21 protein-coding genes are annotated in these 20,983 nt (G+C 69.2%); 13 read left to right on the top strand and 8 right to left on the bottom strand.

Features of this window, described 5'->3' with window-relative positions:
* Positions 1–52 precede the first annotated feature (52 nt).
* The gene (locus ACWFR3_RS22090; RefSeq protein WP_453736312.1) at positions 53–1,432 is read right to left on the bottom strand and encodes an aspartate aminotransferase family protein; all 1,380 of its coding nucleotides are present in this window, start codon (positions 1,430–1,432) and stop codon (positions 53–55) included.
* Positions 1,417–1,929 carry an Lrp/AsnC family transcriptional regulator gene (locus ACWFR3_RS22085; protein WP_453736311.1) on the bottom strand — a complete coding sequence of 171 codons (513 nt, stop codon included), beginning with the start codon at positions 1,927–1,929 and terminating at the stop codon, positions 1,417–1,419. Before ACWFR3_RS22085 ends, ACWFR3_RS22090 begins: the two co-directional genes overlap by 16 nt.
* Before the next feature lie 161 nt (positions 1,930–2,090).
* Here ACWFR3_RS22085 and ACWFR3_RS22080 point away from each other — a divergent pair, with 161 nt between their 5' ends.
* Both ACWFR3_RS22080 and ACWFR3_RS22075 read left to right on the top strand, forming a co-directional pair.
* Positions 2,091–3,530, top strand: a complete 1,440-nt coding sequence (locus ACWFR3_RS22080) for a gamma-aminobutyraldehyde dehydrogenase (protein ID WP_453736310.1) — start codon at positions 2,091–2,093, stop codon at positions 3,528–3,530.
* A gap of 184 nt (positions 3,531–3,714) precedes the next feature.
* Positions 3,715–4,923, top strand: a complete 1,209-nt coding sequence (locus ACWFR3_RS22075) for an ABC transporter substrate-binding protein (RefSeq protein WP_453736309.1) — start codon at positions 3,715–3,717, stop codon at positions 4,921–4,923.
* 42 nt (positions 4,924–4,965) lie between these two features.
* Here the strand turns inward: ACWFR3_RS22075 and ACWFR3_RS22070 are convergent, their stop codons facing one another.
* Positions 4,966–5,436 carry a hypothetical protein gene (locus tag ACWFR3_RS22070; RefSeq protein ID WP_453736308.1) on the bottom strand — a complete coding sequence of 157 codons (471 nt, stop codon included), beginning with the start codon at positions 5,434–5,436 and terminating at the stop codon, positions 4,966–4,968.
* A 197-nt stretch (positions 5,437–5,633) separates the two neighbouring features.
* Here ACWFR3_RS22070 and ACWFR3_RS22065 point away from each other — a divergent pair, with 197 nt between their 5' ends.
* Together ACWFR3_RS22065 and ACWFR3_RS22060 are read left to right on the top strand one after the other, a co-directional pair.
* Entirely contained in the window at positions 5,634–6,455 is an 822-nt protein-coding gene (locus tag ACWFR3_RS22065; protein ID WP_453736307.1) for a hypothetical protein, read from the top strand.
* A complete protein-coding gene (locus tag ACWFR3_RS22060; RefSeq protein ID WP_453736306.1) occupies positions 6,452–7,123 on the top strand; it encodes a class F sortase in 672 nt (223 codons plus the stop codon). The genes ACWFR3_RS22065 and ACWFR3_RS22060 overlap by 4 nt, the downstream gene beginning before the upstream one ends.
* Before the next feature lie 87 nt (positions 7,124–7,210).
* Here the strand turns inward: ACWFR3_RS22060 and ACWFR3_RS22055 are convergent, their stop codons facing one another.
* The 3 genes from ACWFR3_RS22055 to ACWFR3_RS22045 are packed head-to-tail and all read right to left on the bottom strand — an operon-like array spanning position 7,211 to position 9,197.
* Complete coding sequence (locus ACWFR3_RS22055) at positions 7,211–7,378, bottom strand: hypothetical protein (protein ID WP_361193995.1); 168 nt, start codon at positions 7,376–7,378, stop codon at positions 7,211–7,213.
* A gap of 49 nt (positions 7,379–7,427) precedes the next feature.
* Positions 7,428–8,117: a glycerophosphodiester phosphodiesterase gene (locus tag ACWFR3_RS22050; RefSeq protein WP_453736305.1), complete on the bottom strand. Its 690-nt coding sequence runs from the start codon at positions 8,115–8,117 to the stop codon at positions 7,428–7,430.
* Positions 8,118–8,138: 21 nt separating this feature from the next.
* Positions 8,139–9,197, bottom strand: a complete 1,059-nt coding sequence (locus ACWFR3_RS22045) for an adenosine deaminase (RefSeq protein ID WP_453736304.1) — start codon at positions 9,195–9,197, stop codon at positions 8,139–8,141.
* A 462-nt stretch (positions 9,198–9,659) separates the two neighbouring features.
* On the opposite strand from ACWFR3_RS22045, the gene ACWFR3_RS22040 reads away from it, so the two are divergent.
* Positions 9,660–10,118, top strand: a complete 459-nt coding sequence (locus ACWFR3_RS22040) for a DUF4190 domain-containing protein (protein WP_453736303.1) — start codon at positions 9,660–9,662, stop codon at positions 10,116–10,118.
* Between the two features lie 293 nt (positions 10,119–10,411).
* Here ACWFR3_RS22040 and ACWFR3_RS22035 read toward each other — a convergent pair whose 3' ends face one another.
* Complete coding sequence (locus ACWFR3_RS22035; RefSeq protein WP_453736302.1) at positions 10,412–10,975, bottom strand: NADAR family protein; 564 nt, start codon at positions 10,973–10,975, stop codon at positions 10,412–10,414.
* Between the two features lie 207 nt (positions 10,976–11,182).
* On the opposite strand from ACWFR3_RS22035, the gene ACWFR3_RS22030 reads away from it, so the two are divergent.
* The 8 genes from ACWFR3_RS22030 to ACWFR3_RS21995 all read left to right on the top strand — a co-directional run bounded on the left by ACWFR3_RS22030 (position 11,183) and on the right by ACWFR3_RS21995 (position 20,206).
* On the top strand, positions 11,183–12,685 hold the full coding sequence (locus tag ACWFR3_RS22030) for a gamma-aminobutyraldehyde dehydrogenase (protein ID WP_453736301.1): 1,503 nt from the start codon (positions 11,183–11,185) through the stop codon (positions 12,683–12,685).
* 59 nt (positions 12,686–12,744) lie between these two features.
* Positions 12,745–13,989: an ABC transporter substrate-binding protein gene (locus tag ACWFR3_RS22025; protein ID WP_453736300.1), complete on the top strand. Its 1,245-nt coding sequence runs from the start codon at positions 12,745–12,747 to the stop codon at positions 13,987–13,989.
* Between the two features lie 53 nt (positions 13,990–14,042).
* On the top strand, positions 14,043–15,203 hold the full coding sequence (locus tag ACWFR3_RS22020) for an ABC transporter ATP-binding protein (RefSeq protein ID WP_453736299.1): 1,161 nt from the start codon (positions 14,043–14,045) through the stop codon (positions 15,201–15,203).
* Positions 15,200–16,129 (top strand): ABC transporter permease, encoded by a 930-nt coding sequence (locus ACWFR3_RS22015; RefSeq protein ID WP_453736298.1) that lies wholly within the window; start codon positions 15,200–15,202, stop codon positions 16,127–16,129. Before ACWFR3_RS22020 ends, ACWFR3_RS22015 begins: the two co-directional genes overlap by 4 nt.
* A complete protein-coding gene (locus ACWFR3_RS22010; RefSeq protein WP_453736297.1) occupies positions 16,129–16,932 on the top strand; it encodes an ABC transporter permease in 804 nt (267 codons plus the stop codon). The genes ACWFR3_RS22015 and ACWFR3_RS22010 overlap by 1 nt, the downstream gene beginning before the upstream one ends.
* A 30-nt stretch (positions 16,933–16,962) precedes the next feature.
* Positions 16,963–18,381, top strand: coding sequence for an NAD(P)/FAD-dependent oxidoreductase (locus ACWFR3_RS22005; protein WP_453736296.1), 1,419 nt, complete (start codon positions 16,963–16,965; stop codon positions 18,379–18,381).
* Positions 18,382–18,507: 126 nt separating this feature from the next.
* Positions 18,508–18,984 carry a hypothetical protein gene (locus tag ACWFR3_RS22000; protein ID WP_453736295.1) on the top strand — a complete coding sequence of 159 codons (477 nt, stop codon included), beginning with the start codon at positions 18,508–18,510 and terminating at the stop codon, positions 18,982–18,984.
* An 88-nt stretch (positions 18,985–19,072) separates the two neighbouring features.
* The gene (locus ACWFR3_RS21995; protein WP_453736294.1) at positions 19,073–20,206 is read left to right on the top strand and encodes a chitinase; all 1,134 of its coding nucleotides are present in this window, start codon (positions 19,073–19,075) and stop codon (positions 20,204–20,206) included.
* Here ACWFR3_RS21995 and ACWFR3_RS21990 read toward each other — a convergent pair.
* Positions 20,194–20,799: a phosphatase PAP2 family protein gene (locus ACWFR3_RS21990; protein ID WP_453736293.1), complete on the bottom strand. Its 606-nt coding sequence runs from the start codon at positions 20,797–20,799 to the stop codon at positions 20,194–20,196. The two genes, ACWFR3_RS21995 and ACWFR3_RS21990, sit on opposite strands and share 13 nt — an antisense overlap.
* Positions 20,800–20,983 lie beyond the last annotated feature (184 nt).

Below are 20,983 nucleotides of genomic sequence, written 5' to 3'. Positions count from 1 at the left end.
TCACGCGATCACATGATGTCGCTCGGAGCTGTCGGCGTGCTGCCGACGTGGCTCAGAGCTTCGTCCACGCCTCCGTGAGGACCTGGCGCAGTACGCCCTCGATCTCGTCGAAGGTCTCCTGGGTGGAGATCAGCGGCGGGGCGAGCTGGATGACCGGGTCACCGCGGTCGTCGGCGCGGCAGTACAGGCCGTTCTCGAAGAGCGCCTTGGAGAGGAAGCCGTACAGGACGCGCTCGGTCTCCTCGTCGTTGAACGTCTCCTTGGTGGCCTTGTCCTTCACGAGCTCGATGCCGTAGAAGAAGCCGTTGCCGCGGACGTCGCCGACGATCGGCAGGTCGTGCAGCTTGCGCAGGGTCTGGTAGAACGCGTCCTCGTTGTCGAGGACGTGCTGGTTGAGACCCTCCTTCTCGAAGATGTCGAGGTTGGCGACGCCGACCGCGGCCGAGACCGGGTGGCCGCCGAAGGTATAGCCGTGCAGGAAGGTGTTGCCGCCCTTGTAGAACGGCTCGGCGAGCTTGTCCGAGATGATGCAGGCGCCGATCGGGGAGTAGCCCGACGTCATGCCCTTGGCGCAGGTGATCATGTCCGGGACGTAGCCGAACTTGTCGCAGGCGAACATCGTGCCGAGGCGGCCGAAGGCGCAGATGACCTCGTCCGAGACGAGCAGTACGTCGTACTGGTCGCAGATCTCGCGCACGCGCTGGAAGTAGCCGGGCGGCGGCGGGAAGCAGCCGCCGGCGTTCTGCACCGGCTCAAGGAACACGGCGGCGACCGTCTCGGGGCCCTCGAAGAGGATCTCCTGCTCGATCTGGTCGGCGGCCCAGCGGCCGAAGGCCTCCGGGTCGTCGCCGTGGATCGGCGCGCGGTAGATGTTCGTGTTCGGCACCTTGTGCGCGCCCGGTACGAGCGGCTCGAAGGGGGCCTTGAGCGCGGGCAGACCGGTGATGGACAGGGCGCCCTGCGGGGTGCCGTGGTAGGCGACCGCGCGCGAGATGACCTTGTACTTCGTGTGGTTGCCGGTGAGCTTGTGGTACTGCTTCGCCAGCTTCCACGCGGTCTCGACGGCCTCGCCGCCACCGGTGGTGAAGAAGACCTTGTTGAGGTCGCCGGGCGCGTAGTCGGCGAGGCGCTCCGCCAGCTCGACGGCCTTGGGGTGGGCGTAGCTCCACACCGGGAAGAAGGCCAGCTCCTGCGCCTGCTTGTACGCCGTCTCGGCGAGCTCGTGACGACCGTGACCGGCGTTGACCACGAACAGGCCGGAGAGGCCGTCGAGGTACTTCTTGCCCTTGTCGTCGTAGATGTAGGTGCCTTCGCCACGCACGATGGTGGGCACGGGTGCGTTCTCGTAGTCCGACATGCGGGTGAAGTGCATCCACAAGTGGTCGTACGCGGTCTGGCTGAGGTCCTTGCTCACGGCTATCGGGTTCCCCACATATAGGTCTGCTTCTTGAGCTTCAGATAGACGAAGCTCTCGGTGGAGCGCACGCCGGGGAGGGCGCGGATGCGCTTGTTGATCACGTCGAGAAGGTGGTCGTCGTCCTCGCAGACGACCTCCACCATCAGGTCGAAGGAGCCCGCGGTCATCACCACGTACTCACACTCGGCCATGGCCGTCAGCGCCTCCGCCACCGGATCCAGGTCGCCCTCGACGTTGATGCCGACCATCGCCTGGCGCCGGAAACCCACGGTGAGCGGGTCCGTGACGGCGACGATCTGCATCACGCCCTGGTCGAGCAGCTTCTGGACGCGCTGGCGCACGGCCGCCTCGGACAGGCCCACGGCCTTGCCGATGGCGGCGTACGGACGGCGCCCGTCCTCCTGAAGCTGTTCGATGATCGCCAGGGAGACGGCGTCGATGGGAGAAGAGCTGTTCCCGTGCCGGGAACTACTGGAATCTGCGCTGCGACTGGCCACGACCCCATGGTGCACAGGACTCGACAGTTCCGCAAGGTCAGATCGATGAAATTCGTTGTCTGAAGCTTCAATCGTCACGGATTTCGCAGCTACGGGCCCCCGGGTATGTTGAAAGCGTCGGTGTACCGACTAGGGTGGGTGTCTCATCCACTGGACATCTGACTGGAGGGCCGGAAGTGACCACCGAGCTGCGCCGCCTGCGTAACTACATCGACGGAGAATTCCGGGACGCCGCCGACGGCCGGACCACCGAAGTGGTCAACCCCGCCAACGGCGAGTCCTACGCAACCGCGCCCCTGTCGGGGCAGGCCGACGTCGACGCCGCCATGGACGCGGCCGCCGCCGCGTTCCCCGCCTGGCGTGACCTGGTACCGGGCGAGCGCCAGAAGTACCTCCTCAAGATCGCCGACGCGTTCGAGGAGCGTGCCGAGGAGCTCATCGCGGCCGAGGTCGAGAACACGGGCAAGCCGACCGGCCTCACGCGGTCCGAGGAAATCCCGCCCATGGTCGACCAGATCCGCTTCTTCGCGGGCGCGGCCCGGATGCTCGAAGGCCGCGCCGCCGGCGAGTACATGGAGGGTCTGACCTCCATCATCCGCCGCGAGCCGATCGGCGTCTGCGCGCAGGTCGCGCCGTGGAACTACCCCATGATGATGGGCGTATGGAAGTTCGCCCCGGCGCTCGCCGCGGGCAACACCGTCGTCCTCAAGCCCTCGGACACGACCCCCGCGTCGACCGTCCTGATGGCCGAGATCATCGGTTCGATCGTCCCCAAGGGTGTCTTCAACGTCGTGTGCGGCGACCGTGACACCGGCCGCGCGATGGTCGAGCACAACACCCCGGCGATGGCCTCCATCACCGGTTCGGTGCGCGCCGGCATGCAGGTCGCCGAGTCCGCTTCCAAGGACCTCAAGCGGGTCCACCTGGAGCTGGGCGGCAAGGCGCCGGTCGTCGTCTTCGAGGACGCCGACATCGCCAAGGCCGTCGAGGACATCTCGGTGGCGGGCTTCTTCAACGCGGGCCAGGACTGTACGGCCGCCACGCGCGTGCTCGTCCACGAGTCCATCCACGACGAGTTCGTGACGGCGCTCGCCAAGGCCGCCGCCGACACGAAGACCGGCCAGCCGGACGACGAGGACGTGCTCTTCGGCCCGCTCAACAACGCCAACCAGCTGAAGCAGGTCTCCGGCTTCATCGACCGCCTCCCGGCGCACGCCAAGGTCGAGGCGGGCGGCCAGCGGGTCGGCGAGAAGGGCTTCTTCTACGCCCCGACCGTCGTCTCCGGCCTCAAGCAGGACGACGAGATCATCCAGAACGAGGTCTTCGGCCCGGTCATCACCGTCCAGTCCTTCACGGACGAGGCGCAGGCCGTGTCGTACGCGAACGGCGTGGACTACGCCCTCGCCTCCTCGGTCTGGACGCAGAACCACGCGCGCGCCATGCGCATGGCCAAGGTCCTGGACTTCGGCTGCGTCTGGATCAACACGCACATCCCGCTGGTCGCGGAGATGCCGCACGGCGGCTTCAAGAAGTCCGGCTACGGCAAGGACCTCTCGGCGTACGGCTTCGACGACTACACGCGCATCAAGCACGTGATGACGTCGATCGAGGGCTGAGACCCCCGGTTCCCGGTCCGCCCCCGCGCACGGCAAGTGCGCGGGGGCGGACGCGCATCAACTCCCCGGCCGCGTTTCAACTCCCCTGCCGCGGCCGGGTGATCGACAGGGTGTCGCTTCCCGACCGCTCGGCTCGACGCAGCGTCCATTGCCCCTACGTGAGCCGCGGGCGCATGCTGCCGGAGTGCGAGCGAACCCCAGAGAAGCCTCCTCAGTCTCCCGCCGGTCGGTCTCCCGCCGGTCCCTGCTGCGAGCCGTCGGCGGCGGGGCGGCCGTCAGCGCGCTCGCGGGGTGCGGGGTGCCCGCCGCGTACATCGGACCCGGTGAGCGAGCCGCGGGGGACCGCTCGTTGCGGGACAAGTCGCTGACCTTCGCCAACTGGCCGCTCTACATCGACACCGACGACGATGACTCGACGAAGCGGCCCACGCTCGACGCCTTCGAGAAGCGGACCGGTATCGACGTCCGCTACACGGAGGAGATCAACGACAACGACGAGTTCTTCGGCAAGATCAGCCCGTCCCTGATGAACCACCAGGAGACCGGCCGCGACCTCATCGTCATCAGCGGCTGGATGTGCGCGCGCTTCGTGCGCCTCGGCTGGGTGCAGGAGATGGACCGCGCCCGGCAGCCGAACGTCACCAAGTACCTCGACCCGCTGCTGCGTTCCCCGGGCTTCGACCCCGGCCGCAAGAACACCGTGCCCTGGCAGTCGGGCATCACCGGCATCGCGTACAACAAGCGCAAGCTCGGCCGGGAGATCAAGCACGTGTCCGACCTCTGGGACGATGATCTCAAGGGCCGGGTCACGCTGCTCTCCGGGCTCGACGAGTCGTTCGCGCTGCTCATGCAGGGCGACGGAGTCGACATCACCAAGTGGAAGGCCGACGACTTCCACCGGATGTGCGACCGGGTGGAGAAGCTGGTGGCGTCGAAGCACATCCGCCGCTTCACCGGCAACGACTACATCAAGGACCTCTCCAGCGGGGACGTCCTGGCCTGTCAGGCCTACAGCGGTGACGTCATCCAGCTCCAGGCGGACGACCCGGACATCGAGTTCGTGGTGCCGCAGGAGGGCGCCGAGCTGTGGGCCGAGTCCCTGATGATCCCCAACCTGGCCCGCCACAAGCAGAACGCGGAACGGCTCGTCGACTACTACTACGACCCCGAGGTGGCCGCCGAGCTCGCCGCCTGGGTCAACTACGTCTGCCCCGTACCGGCCGCGCGCGACGTCCTCGCCTCGTCCAAGGACAAGGAACTGGCCGCGCTGGCGGAGGACCCGCTGGTCTTCCCCGACGACGCGATGCGGGGGCGGCTCGCGATCGCGCGGGACATCACGTCGAAGGAGCGGACGGAGTTCGCGAAGCGGTGGAACGCGATCGCGGGGCTGTAAGTGTTGTAGGTGTTGTAGGGGTTGCTGTGGCGGGGCCGCCGGTCAGGAGCGGCGTCGGCGCAGGGCCGAGCAGGCGTCGCTCACCGCCTCCACCGACCGTATCCACCGGCCCACCAGCCGGTCCCGCACTCCCGTCCACACCCATCGCCGCTTCAGCCAGGGCGGCAGCTCGCGGAACGGCACGAAGGTCAGCGTGTCGTCGATGGCGTCCCCGGCGAGGCCCGCGTGCCCTTCCGCGCGCAGCGCCTCGTACAGCTCCGGCGTCAGTTCGCCGTTGAGCCGGGCGGCGGCTCCGGCCGCGGTGAACGCGAAGCCCTGCTCCGCCCTGTCCGGCAAGTGCATCGCCTTGACGATGCGGGGCGAGGCCTCGGCGAGGGTGCAGTTGAAAGCCAGCCCGATCGCGGCTGAGCCCATACGGCGGACTCTGCCGTGTTCGTACGCGGCGTCCCAGTCGGACGGGGTGCGAAACCGCAGCAGGCTCTCGTCGCCGTCCCAGTCCCATCCGGCCGCCATGGCCGCTCTCCCCTCCGTCGGTGCCGTCGGCGCCGTCGTCGCGCCGCCCTCCAGGCGTCCGGATTATCCACCACGGCTGTCCGCACGAAGCGAAGAGGGAAGCTTCCTCGCTTTGAACACTCACGAGCCTCCTTGCGTTTCATGGGTAACTGCGACGTGCGGCAGTCCCGTTCGGGCGCCGCGGAAAAGGAACGAACGTGATGCCCAAGCGCACCGGCCTGCTCGCGGCGCTCGCCGCTCTGCCCGCCGTCCTTCTCACCGTGGCCGCCTCGTCCCCGGTGTTCGCGGCGGACACCCCGGCCTACCAGATCGACCTGGCGTCGCTGAACGACTCCGGCTCCACCGGAACGGCCCTCCTCAGCCTGCGCGGCAACGCGCTGACCGTATGGATCAAGTCCGAGGGCATGGTGCCGGGACAGCCGTCGGCGCAGCACCTGCACGGGTCCACCGACGGGCACGACTTCCAGTGCCCCGACAACGGCGACGACACCAACGGTGACGGCATCCTCGACAACACCGAGGCCACCGTCCACTACGGCGACATCAACATCTCGCTGACCGAATCCGGCGGCACCGACGCGGGCAGCGGACTCGCCGTGGACCGGATGCCGGTGGCCGACGCGCAGGGGAAGGTCTCGTACAAGCGGACCATCACCGTCGGGCAGGACGTGGTCGACCACATCAAGGACCTGCACATCGTGCAGCACGGCATCGACCCCAACGACAACGGCAAGTACGACTTCGAGGGCGCGGGCAAGAGCGAACTCGACCCGAAGCTTCCCCAGGAGGCCACCGCTCCGACCAACTGCGGCGTGGTCAAGGGCGCGGCGGTCGGGTCCGTGCCGGTCGGCGGGGTCGAGACCGGGGGAGGAGGTGCCGCGGACGGCATGCCGTCCGCGGCCGTGATCGGTACGGCCGGGGCGGCGGCGGTGACGGCCGTCGGTGGGCTGGTACTCGTACGGCGGCGGACGCGGATGACGCCCGTCCCCGCGGTCGCGAAGGCGGGGGATGCCGCGTGAGCCGCTCGGCCCGGCACGTCTTTGCCCCTGTGGCCGCCGCCGTCACGGCAGCTCTGCTGCTCTCCGCGTGCGCGGGCAAGGACGGAGCGGACGGCAAGGGCACCGCTGCCTCGCAGGCCCAGCCGGCCCGGAGCGCTCCGAACGCGGAACCGAGCGCGGAACCGACCGCGGAGCCGGAACCGGGATCGGACCGGGGCGACCCCGCCACGGACCTGGCCCGTTCGGCACCCCAGCGGGTCTCCATCCCCTCCCTGGGCGTGTCGAGCGAGCTGGAGACGCTGGGGCAGAACAAGGACGGGGCGATGACGACGCCGGAGAACCCGGACCTGGCGGGCTGGTACGAACCGGGCCCCGCCCCCGGCTCCCGGGGCCCGGCGGTGATCGCCGGGCATGTGACCTGGAACGGCGCCGACGCGGTCTTCAAGGGGCTGAAGACCATGAAGGCCGGAGACACCATCGTGGTCGACCGCGAGGACGGGAAGACGGCCACCTTCACCGTGGACCGTGTCGAGGAGTATCCGAAGAAGAAGTTCCCCACCCTGGAGGTGTACAAGAACATCGACCACGCGGGGCTGCGCCTGATCACCTGCGGCGGCGAGTTCGACGCGGACCGGCATTACTACTCCAGCAACGTCACGGTGTTCGCGAGCATGACAGACGTCGCCTAGTCCTGGTCCTGGTCCTGGCCCTGTCCCTGGCCCTGGTCCTCGCCCTCGGCCCGGCTGAGGGCGGGGGCGGGCGCGGCGCGGATGCCGTCACTTCGCCATGAGCAGGATGACGAGGACGATGCCGACCAGGAGAGCGATGGTCAGCATGCGGCCCACGGGATGGCGTGGATTCAGGCGGTGGCCGCGGTAGCCCCGCTCGTCGCGCTCGTACACGAAGAGCGGTTCGTCCCGCCTGTCGTCGTCGCTGTTCCCCATGTAGCACAAGCTAGTTGAGGGGGCGCGCGGCCACGAGGGGGCGCCGCCGTCACACCGTGCGCAAGCCGTGCAGCGTGTCGACGCGGTTGGTCGTGATCGAGTCGACCCCGATGTCGAGGAGACGGCGCATCGAGCGCTTCGTGTCCGGGGTCCAGGCCGAGACGAGCAGCCCCTGATGCCGCGCCCGGGCGACAAGGTCGCGGTCGAGGAGCGAGAAGCGGTAGTTGAGCCAGCGCGGCTTGATCGCGTCGAGCACGGCGGGGCGCGGCGGGGCGACGGTCGTCCAGGTCAGCGCGAGCTCGGCGCCGGGATCCGCCGCGCGCACCGCGAGCAGCGTACGGGCGCCCGCGCTGTAGTACGTCCGCTCGGCCGCCCCGCAGTCGGCGACGGTGCCGACGACCGCGCGTACGGACCGGGGGGTCGCGCCGGGCAGATCCAGCATGAGCCGTTGGCCGTCGGTCGCCGCGATGGCCTCTTCCAGGGTGGGTACGCCGCCGTCGGTGAGGCCGCGCACCTCGTCCGCGGAGAGCGTGGCGAGGGGGCGGTCGATGTCCCACAGGCGTTTGAGGGTCTCGTCGTGCAGCAGGACGGGGACGCCGTCACGGCTGAGGCGGACGTCGATCTCCACCGCGTCCGCGCCCCGGCCGAACGCGGAGCGCAGGGACGGGAGGGTGTTCTCGCGGGCGCGGTAGGGATCGCCTCGGTGGGCCACGGCTGTCACGGCTGTCACGGTGCGCATGGCCCCATTGTGGTGCCGGTCCTAGGGGGCGAGCCAGGTCCGGGTGTACGTGTCGATCTCGGCGACGATGCGCGCCTTGCCCGCCGGGTCGAGGAACGAGGCCTCGACGGCGTTCTTCGCGAGCGACGCGATGCCCTGTTCGTCGAGGTCGAGGAGGCGGGCGGCGACCGCGTACTCGTTGTTGAGGTCCGTGCCGAACATGGGCGGGTCGTCCGAGTTGATGGTGACCGGGACCCCGGCGGCGACGAACTGCTTGATGGGGTGCTCGTCGAGGGTGGCGACGGCGCGGGTCGCGATGTTCGACGTCGGGCAGACCTCCAGCGGGATGCCGTGCTCGGCGAGGTGGGCCATGAGCTTCGGGTCCTGCGCGGCGCTCGTGCCGTGGCCGATGCGCTCGGCGCGCAGGTCGGTGAGGGCGTCCCAGATGGTGCCGGGGCCGGTGGTCTCGCCCGCGTGCGGCACGGAGTGCAGGCCTGCCGCGATCGCGCGGTCGAAGTACGGCTTGAACTGGGGACGCGGTACGCCGATCTCGGGCCCGCCGAGCCCGAAGGAGACCAGGCCCTCGGGGCGCAGCTTGTCGGTGGTCGCGAGCCGCACCGTCTCCTCGGCGGATTCGAGCCCCGCCTCGCCGGGGATGTCGAAGCACCAGCGCAGTACGACACCGAGGTCCGCCTCGGCCGACTTGCGGGCGTCCTCGATGGCGTCCATGAAGGCGCGGTCGTCGATGCCGCGGCGCACGGAGCTGTAGGGGGTGACGGTCAGCTCGGCGTAGCGGATGTTCTGCCGGGCCATGTCGCGGGCGATCTCGTACGTGAGCAGGCGTACGTCGTCCGGGGTGCGGACCAGGTCCACGACCGAGAGGTACACCTGGATGAAGTGGGCGAAGTCCGTGAACGTGAAGAAGTCCGCGAGGGCCTCCACGTCCGTGGGCACCGAGGAGTCGGGGTGCCGGGCGGAGAGCGCCGAGACGATGCGGGGAGACGCCGAACCGACGTGGTGCACATGCAGCTCTGCCTTGGGCAGTCCGGCGATGAAGGCATGTGGGTCGCGTGGCTCACGGGTGCTGTGCGGATCGGTCACGGTTTCCTCCCCAGGAACGGAATTGATCGGCTGATCGGGTAAGTGGGGATCATCCTAGGCCGCGGGCCTTCGGCGGAGGCGGTGGCCGTAGCATGACGGAACGTACGAAAGAGGTGACGCGGCATGTCCCAGGGTTCGGGCGAATCGGGCACGTCCGAGGGGCGGGACCCTTGGGCTCCGCCGGAGGACGGGGCGGGATCGGGGCGGGGGGTGCCGGGGGTGGCTTCTGGGCCGGTTCCTGGTCCGGAAGCCGGGCCGGCTTCCGGATCGGCTTTTGGACCGGTGCCGCTGGAGAAGCGGGATCCGTGGGCTGCGCCGTCCGCGCATGAGCAGTCGACGATTGCTTCGGGGGCGGGGCCGGGGCCGGTGCCGGGTGCCGGGCCGTTCGCGCCTCCGGCCGGCGCGGGGGGCCAGGGCGAGCCGGTGCCGCCGCCTCCGGTGGGGCCGGAGGGTCCGGGGCAGGTGCCTTACGGCTACCCCGGGTACCCCGGCGGCGGCTATCAGGGCGCGGGTGCTCCGGGGCCGCAGGGCTACCCGGGTTATCCCGGCTACGCGGGCTACCAGGGTCAGGGCCCGCCCGGTTACGGCTGGGCCTCGATGCCGATGACGCCCGCCAACGGGATGGGCGTGACCGCACTCGTACTCGGGATCATCGCGGCCGCCGGCTTCTGCCTGTGGCCCCTGGCGATCGTGCTCGGCATCCTCGCGATCATCTTCGGGGCGATCGGTCGCGGCAGGGCGAAGCGCGGCGAGGCGACGAACTCCGGGCAGGCGCTGGCCGGGATCATCTGCGGTGTCGCGGGCATCGTCCTGGGCGTGGCCCTCATGGTGGTGTTGATCGTGGTGCCGGATGACGCGTTCGAGGAGGACGGGGCTTCGGACGACGGCAGCTACTCGACTGTGCTGGTCGTCGGCTCCTGACTGGCGGGGCGCCTTCAGCAGTGCCCTAAGCCGCCGCTCCGCGGCGGATGTCTCCCACCCACCCTGGGCGCCTTCAGCAGTGCCCTAAGCCGCCGCTTCGCGGCGGATGTCTCCCACCCACCCACCCGTTGCCCCGCGATGCGGGGTCGATGCGGGGTAATCGGGTGGGTGGGCGGGAAAGATCCGCCGCGAAGCGGCGGCTCAGACCCGCCGGGCACCCGCCCGAGCCCCCTGCCCAGTGCCAACGCCGGGCCCCGCTCAAGCCAGCTGCAGCGCCCCGCGCTGGACCCCCCTCAAGCCCGCTGCCCAGCGATACGCTCTCGTGCCTCCATCAGGGCGAAGCCCAGCAAGTTCGGGCCCCGCCACTTCTCCGGGTCCATGGCCCGCTCGTCGTCGGCCGCCAGGCCTATCCCCCAGATGCGGTCCATGGGGCTCGCCTCCACCAGGACCCGCGACCCCGTGCCGAGCAGGAACGCGCGGAGGGGTTCGGTCGAGGCGAATTTGCGGACGCTGCCCTCGACCACGATCCCGAAGCGCTCCCGCTCCCAGACCGCCTCGTCGAAGCCCCGCACGAGACGCCCCGCCTTCTTCGCCTCGGCGGGCGTACGGGCGCCGAGGATCTTCGCCTCCGCCTCCGCGTCGGAGAAGAGGCGGGCCTTGGACGCCATCATCCAGTGCTCCGCCGTGCCGTACTCCACGCCGTCCACGGTGAACGGGGACTCCCACCACTGGCTGAAGCAGCTCGCGCCGAGCGCTCCGTCCCGGCGCGGGGTGTGGCCCCAGAAGTGCAGATACTTCACCCGTTCCCCCGCGCGCACCGCGCGGACCAGCGCGTCCGCCGAGTCGATCTTCGTCATGCACGCGAGTCTGGCACGCACCACTGACACTTCGTCCTTGGTTTTCCAAGACAACTCGACACCTGGTCGACAGATTCCGTCGCGTAACCAAAAGGCAACAACGGAATCACTTGTTGGAGTACTACTGCTCTGCCAGGATCGTCACTCAAATCGATCTGGAGCTACGCCGACCCCCGCGGGACGGGGACGACGGCGGAGGAGAGCGTCATGCACAACTTCCAGGCGCAGGACCATTTCGCGGAAGGCGCGCAGTACATCGCCGGACGGCTGACCAAGGGCACATCGGGCCGCTCCCACGCCGTCGTCGATCCGGCCACCGGCAACGAGATCCACCGATACGAACTCGCGGGCGAGAAGGACGTCGACACCGCCGTCGCCGCCGCCGCACAGGCCTTCCCCGAATGGGCGGGCGCGACCCCCGGCGAGCGCTCCGACGCCATGCACCGCTTCGCCGCGGTACTGGCGGAGCGCGCCGAGGAGTTCGCGCAGGCCGAGTCGCTCCAGTGCGGCAAGCCCATCAAGCTCAGCCGGGAGTTCGACGTCCCGGGGACGGTCGACAACGCGGCCTTCTTCGCGGGGGCCGCCCGGCACCTCCAAGGCCAGTCGGCCGGTGAGTACTCCGGCGACCACACCTCGTACGTCCGGCGTGAGCCCATCGGGGTCGTGGGATCGATCGCGCCCTGGAACTACCCCCTCCAGATGGCCGCCTGGAAGGTCCTCCCCGCCATCGCCGCGGGCAACACGATCGTCCTCAAGCCCGCCGAGCTCACCCCCTTCACCTCGCTGCTCTTCGCGCAGGCCGCCACCGAGGCGGGCATCCCGGACGGTGTCGTCAACATCGTCAGCGGCGCAGGACGTGACGCGGGCGAGCGGCTCGTCGGCCACCCCGACGTCGCCATGACCTCCTTCACCGGCTCCACGGGCGTCGGCAAGCGCGTCGCCGAGATCGCCACCTCCACCGTGAAGCGGCTGCATCTGGAGTTGGGCGGCAAGGCGCCGTTCGTCGTCTTCGACGACGCCGACCTCGAAGCCGCCGTGCACGGCGCGGTCGCGGGCGCGCTCATCAACACCGGGCAGGACTGCACGGCCGCCACGCGCGCGTACGTACAGCGGCCCCTGTACGACGCCTTCGTGGACGGCGTCGCCGCCCTCATGGAGACCGTGCGGCTCGGTGATCCCTTCGCCGATGACACCGATCTCGGCCCGCTCATCTCGCACGTCCACCGCGACCGCGTCGCCGGTTTCGTCGACCGGGCACGCTCCTACGCGCGCGTGGTCACCGGCGGCGAGGCGCTCGACCACCCCGGCGCCTTCTACCGGCCCACCCTCATCGCGGATGCCGCCCAGGACAGCGAGATCGTGCAGTCCGAGGTCTTCGGGCCCGTCCTCGTGGTGCTGCCCTTCGACTCCGACGAGGAAGGGATCAGGCTCGCCAACGACACCCCGTACGGTCTCGCCGCCTCGGCCTGGAGCCGCGACGTCTTCCGTGCCAACCGGGCGACCCGCGAGATCAAGGCGGGCTGTGTATGGGTCAACGACCACATCCCCATCCTCAGCGAGATGCCGCACGGCGGTCACAAGGCATCCGGCTACGGCAAGGACATGTCCGCCTACTCCTTCGAGGAGTACACGCAGATCAAGCACGTCATGTTCGACAACACCGCGGTCGTCCGCAAGGACTGGCACCGCACCGTCTTCGGGGACCGATAGCCGATTGCCACAGGCCGCCCGACCAGCGGCCGCCATCCTCCCGAAAGGGCACCAAGCGTATGGAGCAGTACGAGCCCGACCCCCTCTCCCCGGCCCGACTGGCCGCCATGCACCGCAGCCTCAGGAACGGCAGGGCCGCCCTCACCCGCCGTTCCCTGCTGCGCGCCTCCGCGGGCGGCGCGTTCGCCGTCGGCGGTCTCGGCGCCCTCAGCGCCTGCGGCATCCCGGCCGCGAGCAAGGGCCAGGGCGAGGTCTCGTCCGACGACCACTCGGCCGACGAGAAGCAGATCAACTTCTCCAACTGGACCGAGTACATGGACGTCGACGACGACCAACGCCGCCCCACCCTGGACGCGTTCACCAAGCGCACCGGGATCAAGGTCAAGTACACCGAGGACATCAACGACAACGTCGAGTTCTTCGGCAAGATCAAGCCGCAGCTCGCCGCGGGCCAGGAAACCGGGCGCGACCTCATCTGCGTCACGGACTGGCTGGCGGCCCGGCTCATCCGCTTCGGCTGGGTCCAGAAGCTGGACCCGGCCAACCTGCCGCACGCGTACACCAATCTGGCCGCCCAGTTCCGCAACCCGGACTGGGATCCGGGGCGGTCCTACTCGTACCCCTGGACGGGCATCTCCACGGTCATCGCGTACAACAAGAAGGCGACCGACGGCGAAGACATCACCTCCGTGTCGCAGCTCCTGGACAACCCCAAGCTCAAGGGGCGCGTCGGCTTCCTCTCCGAGATGCGCGACAGCGTCGGCATGACGCTCATCGACATGGGCAAGGACCCGTCGAAGTTCACCGACGACGACTTCGACGCGGCCATCGCCCGCCTCCAGAAGGCCGTCGACAAGAAGCAGATCCGCCGCTTCACGGGCAACGACTACACCTCGGACCTCGACAAGGGCGACCTCGCCGCGTGCCTGGGCTGGGCCGGCGACATCGTCCAGCTCCAGGCCGACAACCCCGACATCGCCTTCCACATCCCGGACCAGGGCTACATCACGTCCACGGACAACCTGCTGGTTCCGAACAAGGCGCGCCACAAGCGCAACGCCGAGCGGCTCATCGACTACTACTACGAGCCCGAGCCCGCCGCGCGCCTCGCCGCGTACATCAACTACGTCTGCCCCGTGGACGGCGTGCGCCCCGAACTGGCGAAGCTCGACAAGGACGCCGCCGCGAACCCGCTGATCCTGCCGGACAAGGAGATGGCCGCGAAGTCCCACGGGTTCCGCTCGCTGACGCCGAAGGAAGAGACGGCGTACGAGGAGAAGTTCGCCAAGCTGACCGGTGCCTGACCACTCGTCCCCCTCCCTCGACTCCCTCGGCCCCTAGACCTCCTGGACGCACCATGACGACTGCTACAGAACACGGCGGCGACGTCCGCCTCACCGGGATCAGCAAGACGTACGGCTCCTTCACGGCCGTGCGCCCCCTCGACCTCACCGTGCCGCAGGGCTCCTTCTTCGCGCTGCTCGGCGCGTCCGGCTGTGGCAAGACCACCACGCTCCGCATGATCGCGGGCCTGGAGGAGCCCAGCTCGGGCACCGTGCACCTGGGCGAGCAGGACGTCACGGCGCTGCCCCCGTACAAGCGGCCGGTCAACACGGTCTTCCAGTCGTACGCGCTCTTCCCGCACCTCGACATCTTCGAGAACGTCGCCTTCGGCCTCCGTCGGCGCGGCATCAAATCGGTGAAGGGCCAGGTCGGCGACATGCTCGACCTCGTCCAGCTCGGCGAGCAGGCCCGCAAGAAGCCGCACCAGCTCTCCGGCGGCCAGCAGCAGCGAGTCGCCGTCGCCCGCGCCCTGATCAACCACCCCAAGGTGCTGCTCCTGGACGAGCCGCTCGGCGCCCTCGACCTCAAGCTGCGCCGCCAGATGCAGCTCGAACTCAAGCGCATCCAGACCGAGGTGGGCATCACCTTCATCCACGTCACGCACGACCAGGAGGAGGCCATGACGATGGCCGACCAGGTCGCGGTGATGAACGCGGGCAGCGTCGAACAGCTCGGCGCCCCCGCCGACCTCTACGAGAACCCGCGCACCACCTTCGTCGCCAACTTCCTGGGCACGTCGAACTTCATAGAGGCCGAGATCGCGGGCCGTAGCGGCGACGACCTCACCCTCAAGGCCGGTGACGGCAAGCTCGTGCTGCCCGCCGCGCGATGTACGGCGCCCACCACCACGGGCGGCAAGGTCATCCTCGGCGTACGCCCCGAGAAGATCTCCCTCACGCACGCCGACGACGCGGGGCAGATCCCCGAGGGGCGCAACCGCATCACGGGCCGCATCGCCGACAGCAGCTTCATCGGCGTATCGACGCAGTACGTCGTCAACAGCCCGATCTGCGACGAGTTCGAGGTCTACGCCCAGAACATCGAGCGCGACACCCGCCTGGTCCCCGGCGTCGACGTCGTCCTGCACTGGAACCCCGCGCACACCTTCGGCCTCGACCCCGCCCAGGACATCGAGGCGGGCGTCGAGAAGGTCGAGGAGGACGCCTCCGCATGACGACCACCCTCACCAAGGCGTCCCCGGAGAAAGAGCCGGACGAGGCGCCGCGCAAGGTCCGCAAGCGGGGGCGGCTCGTCCCTTACTGGCTGCTGCTGCCCGGCATCCTCTGGCTCGTCGTCTTCTTCGCGCTGCCGCTCGTCTACCAGGCGTCGACGTCCGTCCAGACCGGCTCCCTGGAAGACGGCTTCAAGGTCACCTGGCACTTCGCCACCTACTGGGACGCGCTGAGCGACTACTGGCCGCAGTTCCTGCGCTCGGTGATGTACGCGGGCGCCGCCACGATCCTGTGTCTGCTGCTCGGCTACCCGCTCGCGTATCTGATCGCGTTCCGCGCGGGCCGATGGCGGGGCCTCATCCTCGTCCTGGTCATCGCGCCGTTCTTCACCAGCTTCCTCATCCGTACGCTGGCGTGGAAGACGATCCTCGCGGACGGCGGCCCCCTCGTGGGTGCCCTCAACTCGCTGCATGTACTCGACGTCACCAGCTGGCTCGGCGTGACCGAAGGCGACCGGGTCCTTGCCACACCCCTCGCGGTGATCTGCGGACTCACGTACAACTTCCTGCCGTTCATGATCCTGCCGCTCTACACGTCCCTGGAGCGCATCGACGGCCGGCTGCACGAAGCGGCCGGGGATCTCTACGCGAAGCCGTCCACGACCTTCCGCAAGGTGACCTTCCCGCTCTCCATGCCGGGCGTCGTCTCCGGAACGCTGCTCACCTTCATTCCGGCGGCGGGCGACTACGTCAACGCGGATCTGCTCGGCTCCACCGACACCCGCATGGTCGGCAACGTCATCCAGACGCAGTTCCTGCGCATTCTGGATTACCCGACGGCCGCGGCTCTCTCCTTCATCCTGATGGCGGCGATCCTCGTGATGGTCACCTTCTACATCCGCAAGTCCGGGACGGAGGATCTCGTCTGATGGCTGCCTTCTTCCGCTGGCTGCGCGGCAAATTCGTCGTCATCGCGGGTCTGCTGACGCTCGCGTATCTGCTGCTCCCCAATGTCGTCGTGACGGTGTTCTCCTTCAACAAGCCGAAGGGGCGCTTCAATTACGCCTGGCAGGAGTTCTCGCTCGACGCCTGGAAAGACCCCTGCGGCGTCGCCGACATGTGCGGCTCGCTCAGCCTGAGCCTGCAGATCGCGGCCTGGGCGACGATCGGCGCGACCGTGCTCGGCACGATGATCGCCTTCGCACTCGTGCGCTACCGGTTCCGGGCACGCGGCGCGGTCAGCTCGCTGATCTTCCTGCCGATGGCGATGCCCGAGGTCGTCATGGCCGCATCCCTGCTCACGCTCTTCCTCAACATGGGCGCGCAGCTCGGATTCTGGACGATTCTCATCGCCCACATCATGTTCTGCCTCAGCTTCGTGGTGACCGCCGTCAAGGCGCGCGTGATGTCCATGGACCCGCGCCTGGAACAGGCCGCACAGGACCTTTACGCGGGCCCCGTGCAGACCTTCCTCCGGGTCACGCTGCCGATCGCCGCACCGGGAATCGCGGCGGGCGCGCTGCTCGCCTTCGCGCTCTCCTTCGACGATTTCATCATCACGAATTTCAACGCGGGCTCCACCGTGACGTTCCCCATGTTCGTGTGGGGATCGGCGCAGCGCGGTACGCCCGTTCAGATCAATGTCATCGGCACGGCGATGTTCCTTGTCGCCGTTCTCCTGGTGCTCGGCGGAATGATCGTCGGAAAGCGCCGCAACAAGCAATCCCGGTAGCCCGGTAAGAACTCTGAAGGAGTGGAAATCATGGCCCCAAGCGCCATGACCCGTTGGACCAAGTCACTCGCCGACGCCCAGCCGGTGTCGTACTGGCTGGACGACCCCGGCAAACCCCGCGCCGAGCCCGCCCTCACCGGCGAGGAGCAGTGCGACCTGCTCGTCGTGGGCGGCGGATACAGCGGACTGTGGACCGCGCTGATCGCCAAGGAGCGCGACCCGGACCGTGACGTGGTCCTGGTCGAGGGCAGGGAGGCGGGCTGGGCCGCCTCAGGCCGCAACGGCGGCTTCTGCGCCGCCTCCCTCACCCACGGCATCTCGAACGGCCTTTCCCGCTGGCCCGGCGAGATCGCGAAGCTGGAGGAGCTCGGCGCCCGCAACCTCGACGAGATCGAGGCGGCCGTCAAGCGCTACTCCATCGACTGCGACTTCGAGCGCACCGGCGAGATCGACGTGGCCACCCAGCCGCACCAGCTCACCGAACTGCGCGAGATGTACGAGGAGATGGCGGAGCACGGCCTCGCGGACGGCTCCGAGCTGCTCGACGCGGACGCCGTGCGCGCGCACGTAGACTCGCCGACCTTCCTCGGCGGCCTCTGGGACCGCGAGGGCGTCGCCATGCTGCACCCGGCGAAGCTGGCCTGGGGCCTCAAGCGCGCCTGCCTGGAGAAGGGCGTGCGCTTCTACGAGCACACGCCCGCGCTCGAACTGGTCTCGTCCGGCGCCGGGATGGCCGTGCGCACCCCGTACGGCCGGATCCGCGCACGCCAGGTCGCGCTCGCCACGAACATCTTCCCCTCGCTGGTCAAGCGTGTTCGGGCGTACACGGTCCCGGTCTACGACTACGCCCTGATGACGGAGCCGCTGACCGAGGAGCAGCTCGCGGCCATCGGCTGGCAGAACCGGCAGGGCCTCGGCGACAGCGCCAACCAGTTCCACTACTTCCGGCTCTCCGCCGACAACCGCATCCTGTGGGGCGGCTACGACGCCATCTATCCCTTCGGCGGCAAGCTGCGCGCCGAGCACGACGACCGCCCCGAGACGTACGCGAAGCTGGCGGCCCACTTCTTCACCTGCTTCCCGCAGTTGGAGGGGGTCCGGTTCACGCACGCGTGGGGCGGCGCCATCGACACGTGCTCGCGCTTCTCGGCGTTCTTCGGCACGGCCCACGCGGGGCGGGTCGCGTACGCGGCGGGCTACACCGGGCTCGGTGTCGGGGCCACCCGCTTCGGCGCCGACGTCATGCTGGACCTGCTCTCCGGCGAGCGCACGGAACGTACGTCCCTGGAGATGGTGCGCACGAAGCCGCTGCTGTTCCCGCCCGAGCCGTTCGCGTGGACGGGCGTGGCCCTGACCAAGTGGTCGCTCGCCCGCGCGGACGAGAACGGCGGCAGGCGCAATCTGTGGCTGAAGACGATGGACAAGCTGGGGCTGGGCTTCGACAGCTGACCTGCTTCGACCCCCTCTATCGACTCTTCGTCAACAAGTTCCCGAAACCCGCGTAATGCTCCGGCCCGACCTCCCTCTCTCCTGTGACAAGCACAGCTGTCGTACAGGAGAGAGGGAGGTCCCGTCATGACTGGCTCGGGCTCGGGAGCGAAGCCGGCGGTCGAATGGCTGGTGTCGGTGGCGCCGGATCCGGAGGCCTGCCGCTGGGAGTGGGAGCGCAACCCCCTGGGGGTCGCGCTCCTTCCCGCGGGCAAGCTCTGGGACGTACTGATCCTCCCCGGCGTCCTCGGCTATCCCACCCTTGACGTACTGACCCGCATCATCGACCGCCCCGGCCCGGTGCTCGCCGACTTCGGCGACTCCCGCATGGGGTTCTTCGTGCCCGCGGGCACGGTGGCCCGCTGGCTCGGCACGGGTGTACGCGGTGCCGGGCGCGGCACCTGGATCGTGGTCCCGTATCCCGGACGCTCCACGGGCGGCGTCCGCTGGCTGGTCCCGCCCGACGGCTCGGGCACGCTGACGGATCCGGCGCTCCTCGAACTCGCGATGCACGAGGCGGCGGCGCAACTGGCGCCGCGGGACGGAGAGGCACCGAGTTCTTGACGGGGTCTTGACAACATGATTGGTCTGGACCAAATTGAGCGACCCACCCTCCAACCCCCCATGCCCGGAGGCAGTCGTGGATCGTTCCTTGTCGCGTCACCTGAGACGTCTCACCGTGGCGGCGGCCACGGCCTGCGCGCTCGCCGCGTCCGGCCTGCTCGCCGCGGAGGCCTCGGCAGGCCCTTCCCGCGGGCCGGAGCCGAAGGCCGCCGCCGACCACGCCCTGGTCGGCTATCTGCACACGAGCTTCGCCAACGGCTCCGGATACACGCGGCTCGCGGACGTCCCCGACAGCTGGGACATCATCGACCTCGCCTTCGGCGAGCCGACCTCCGCCACGTCGGGCGACATCCGCTTCAGCCTCTGTCCGCAGACCGAGTGCCCCGGCGTCGAGTCGAGGGACGAGTTCAAGGCCGCGGTCAAGGCCAAGCAGGCAGCCGGCAAGAAGGTCCTGATCTCCATCGGCGGCCAGAACGGCCAGGTCCAGCTGACCACGACGCAGGCCCGCGACACCTTCGTGTCCTCGGTCTCCGCGATCATCGACGAGTACGGGCTCGACGGCCTGGACATCGACTTCGAGGGCCACTCCCTCTCGCTGAACGCCGACGACACGGACTTCAAGAACCCGAAGACCCCGTCGATCGTGAACCTCATCTCGGCCGTCAAGACCCTCAAGGCCAAGTACGGCAGCGGCTTCACGCTCACGATGGCCCCCGAGACCTTCTTCGTGCAGCTCGGCTACCAGTTCTACGGAACCGGCAAATGGGGCGGCCAGGACCCGCGCGCCGGCGCCTACCTCCCGGTCATCCACGCCCTGCGCGACGACCTCACGCTGCTGCACGTCCAGGACTACAACTCCGGCCCGATCATGGGCCTGGACAACCAGTACCACTCCATGGGCGGCGCGGACTTCCACATCGCGATGACCGACATGCTGCTCACGGGCTTCCCGGTGGCGGGCGACACGAACAACGTCTTCCCGGCGCTGCCCCCGGAGAAGGTGGCCATCGGCATGCCCGCGTCGGTGAACGCGGGCAACGGTCATGTCTCCACGGCCGAGGTGAACAAGTCCCTGGACTGCCTGACCAAGGGCACCAACTGCGGCTCGTACAAGACGCACGGCACCTGGCCGGGGCTGCGCGGCCTGATGACCTGGTCGATCAACTGGGACCGGCACAACAACCGGGAGTTCTCGAAGAACTACGACGGCTACTTCGGCTGAGCCGCGTCCGTCCCGTCTTCAATGCCCCCGTCTCCGGTGGCGCGGTGTCCGTACCGCGCCACCACGAGCACCATCACCTGCAGCACGATCCCGAACAGACACCAGCTGGCCACGACGTCCAGCGGCCAGTGATACCCGCGCCGCACCAGGCCGAGCCCGACCCCGAAGTTCAACAGGGCGCAGGCGATGACCAGTTCGCGCCGTGCGTACGTGCCGCGCAGGTACGGCAGCAGGAGGAGCGCCGCTCCGCCGTAGGCGACCATGGCGGTGGCGGTGTGGCCCGAGGGGTAGTAGCCGCTGCCGTCCATGCCGGGCGGGCCGGTGCGGCCGACGAGTTCCTTGAGCGGGACCACGAGCACAGGGACCGCCGCCATGGCCGCGGCGGTGACGGCCGGCGCGAGCCACCAGCGGAACGTGCCGGCCTGGCGGCCGCGCCAAGCCGCGTAGGCGATGGCCAGGGCGAGGACCGGCACGGCGACGGCGACGCCGCCCAGATCGGCGAGGAATTCGGCCGCGCCGTCCGGGAGGCGGCTTCCGGTGATCCAGGGGCCGAGCCGCTCGTCCGCGTCGCGGAGGGGGCCGTCGGCGATCACTTGCCAGGTGATGAGCGCGAAGAGAAGCGCGCAGAGGCAGCAGAGGGAGACGGAGAAAGTGGTCGGCCGCCCCGGAACAGGGGGGGTAGTTCCGAGGCGGCCGTCCTGACCGGTGTGCCGCGCGCCCCGGGGGGTTTGGGGCGGGCGGCCATCCGATCGGTGAGGAGTTCCGGAGCCAGAAGCT

The organism is Streptomyces sp. NPDC055189 (assembly GCF_053606765.1).
Note: the sequence above shows the minus strand (reverse complement) of the source record. Positions and strands in the feature narration are given on the sequence as shown.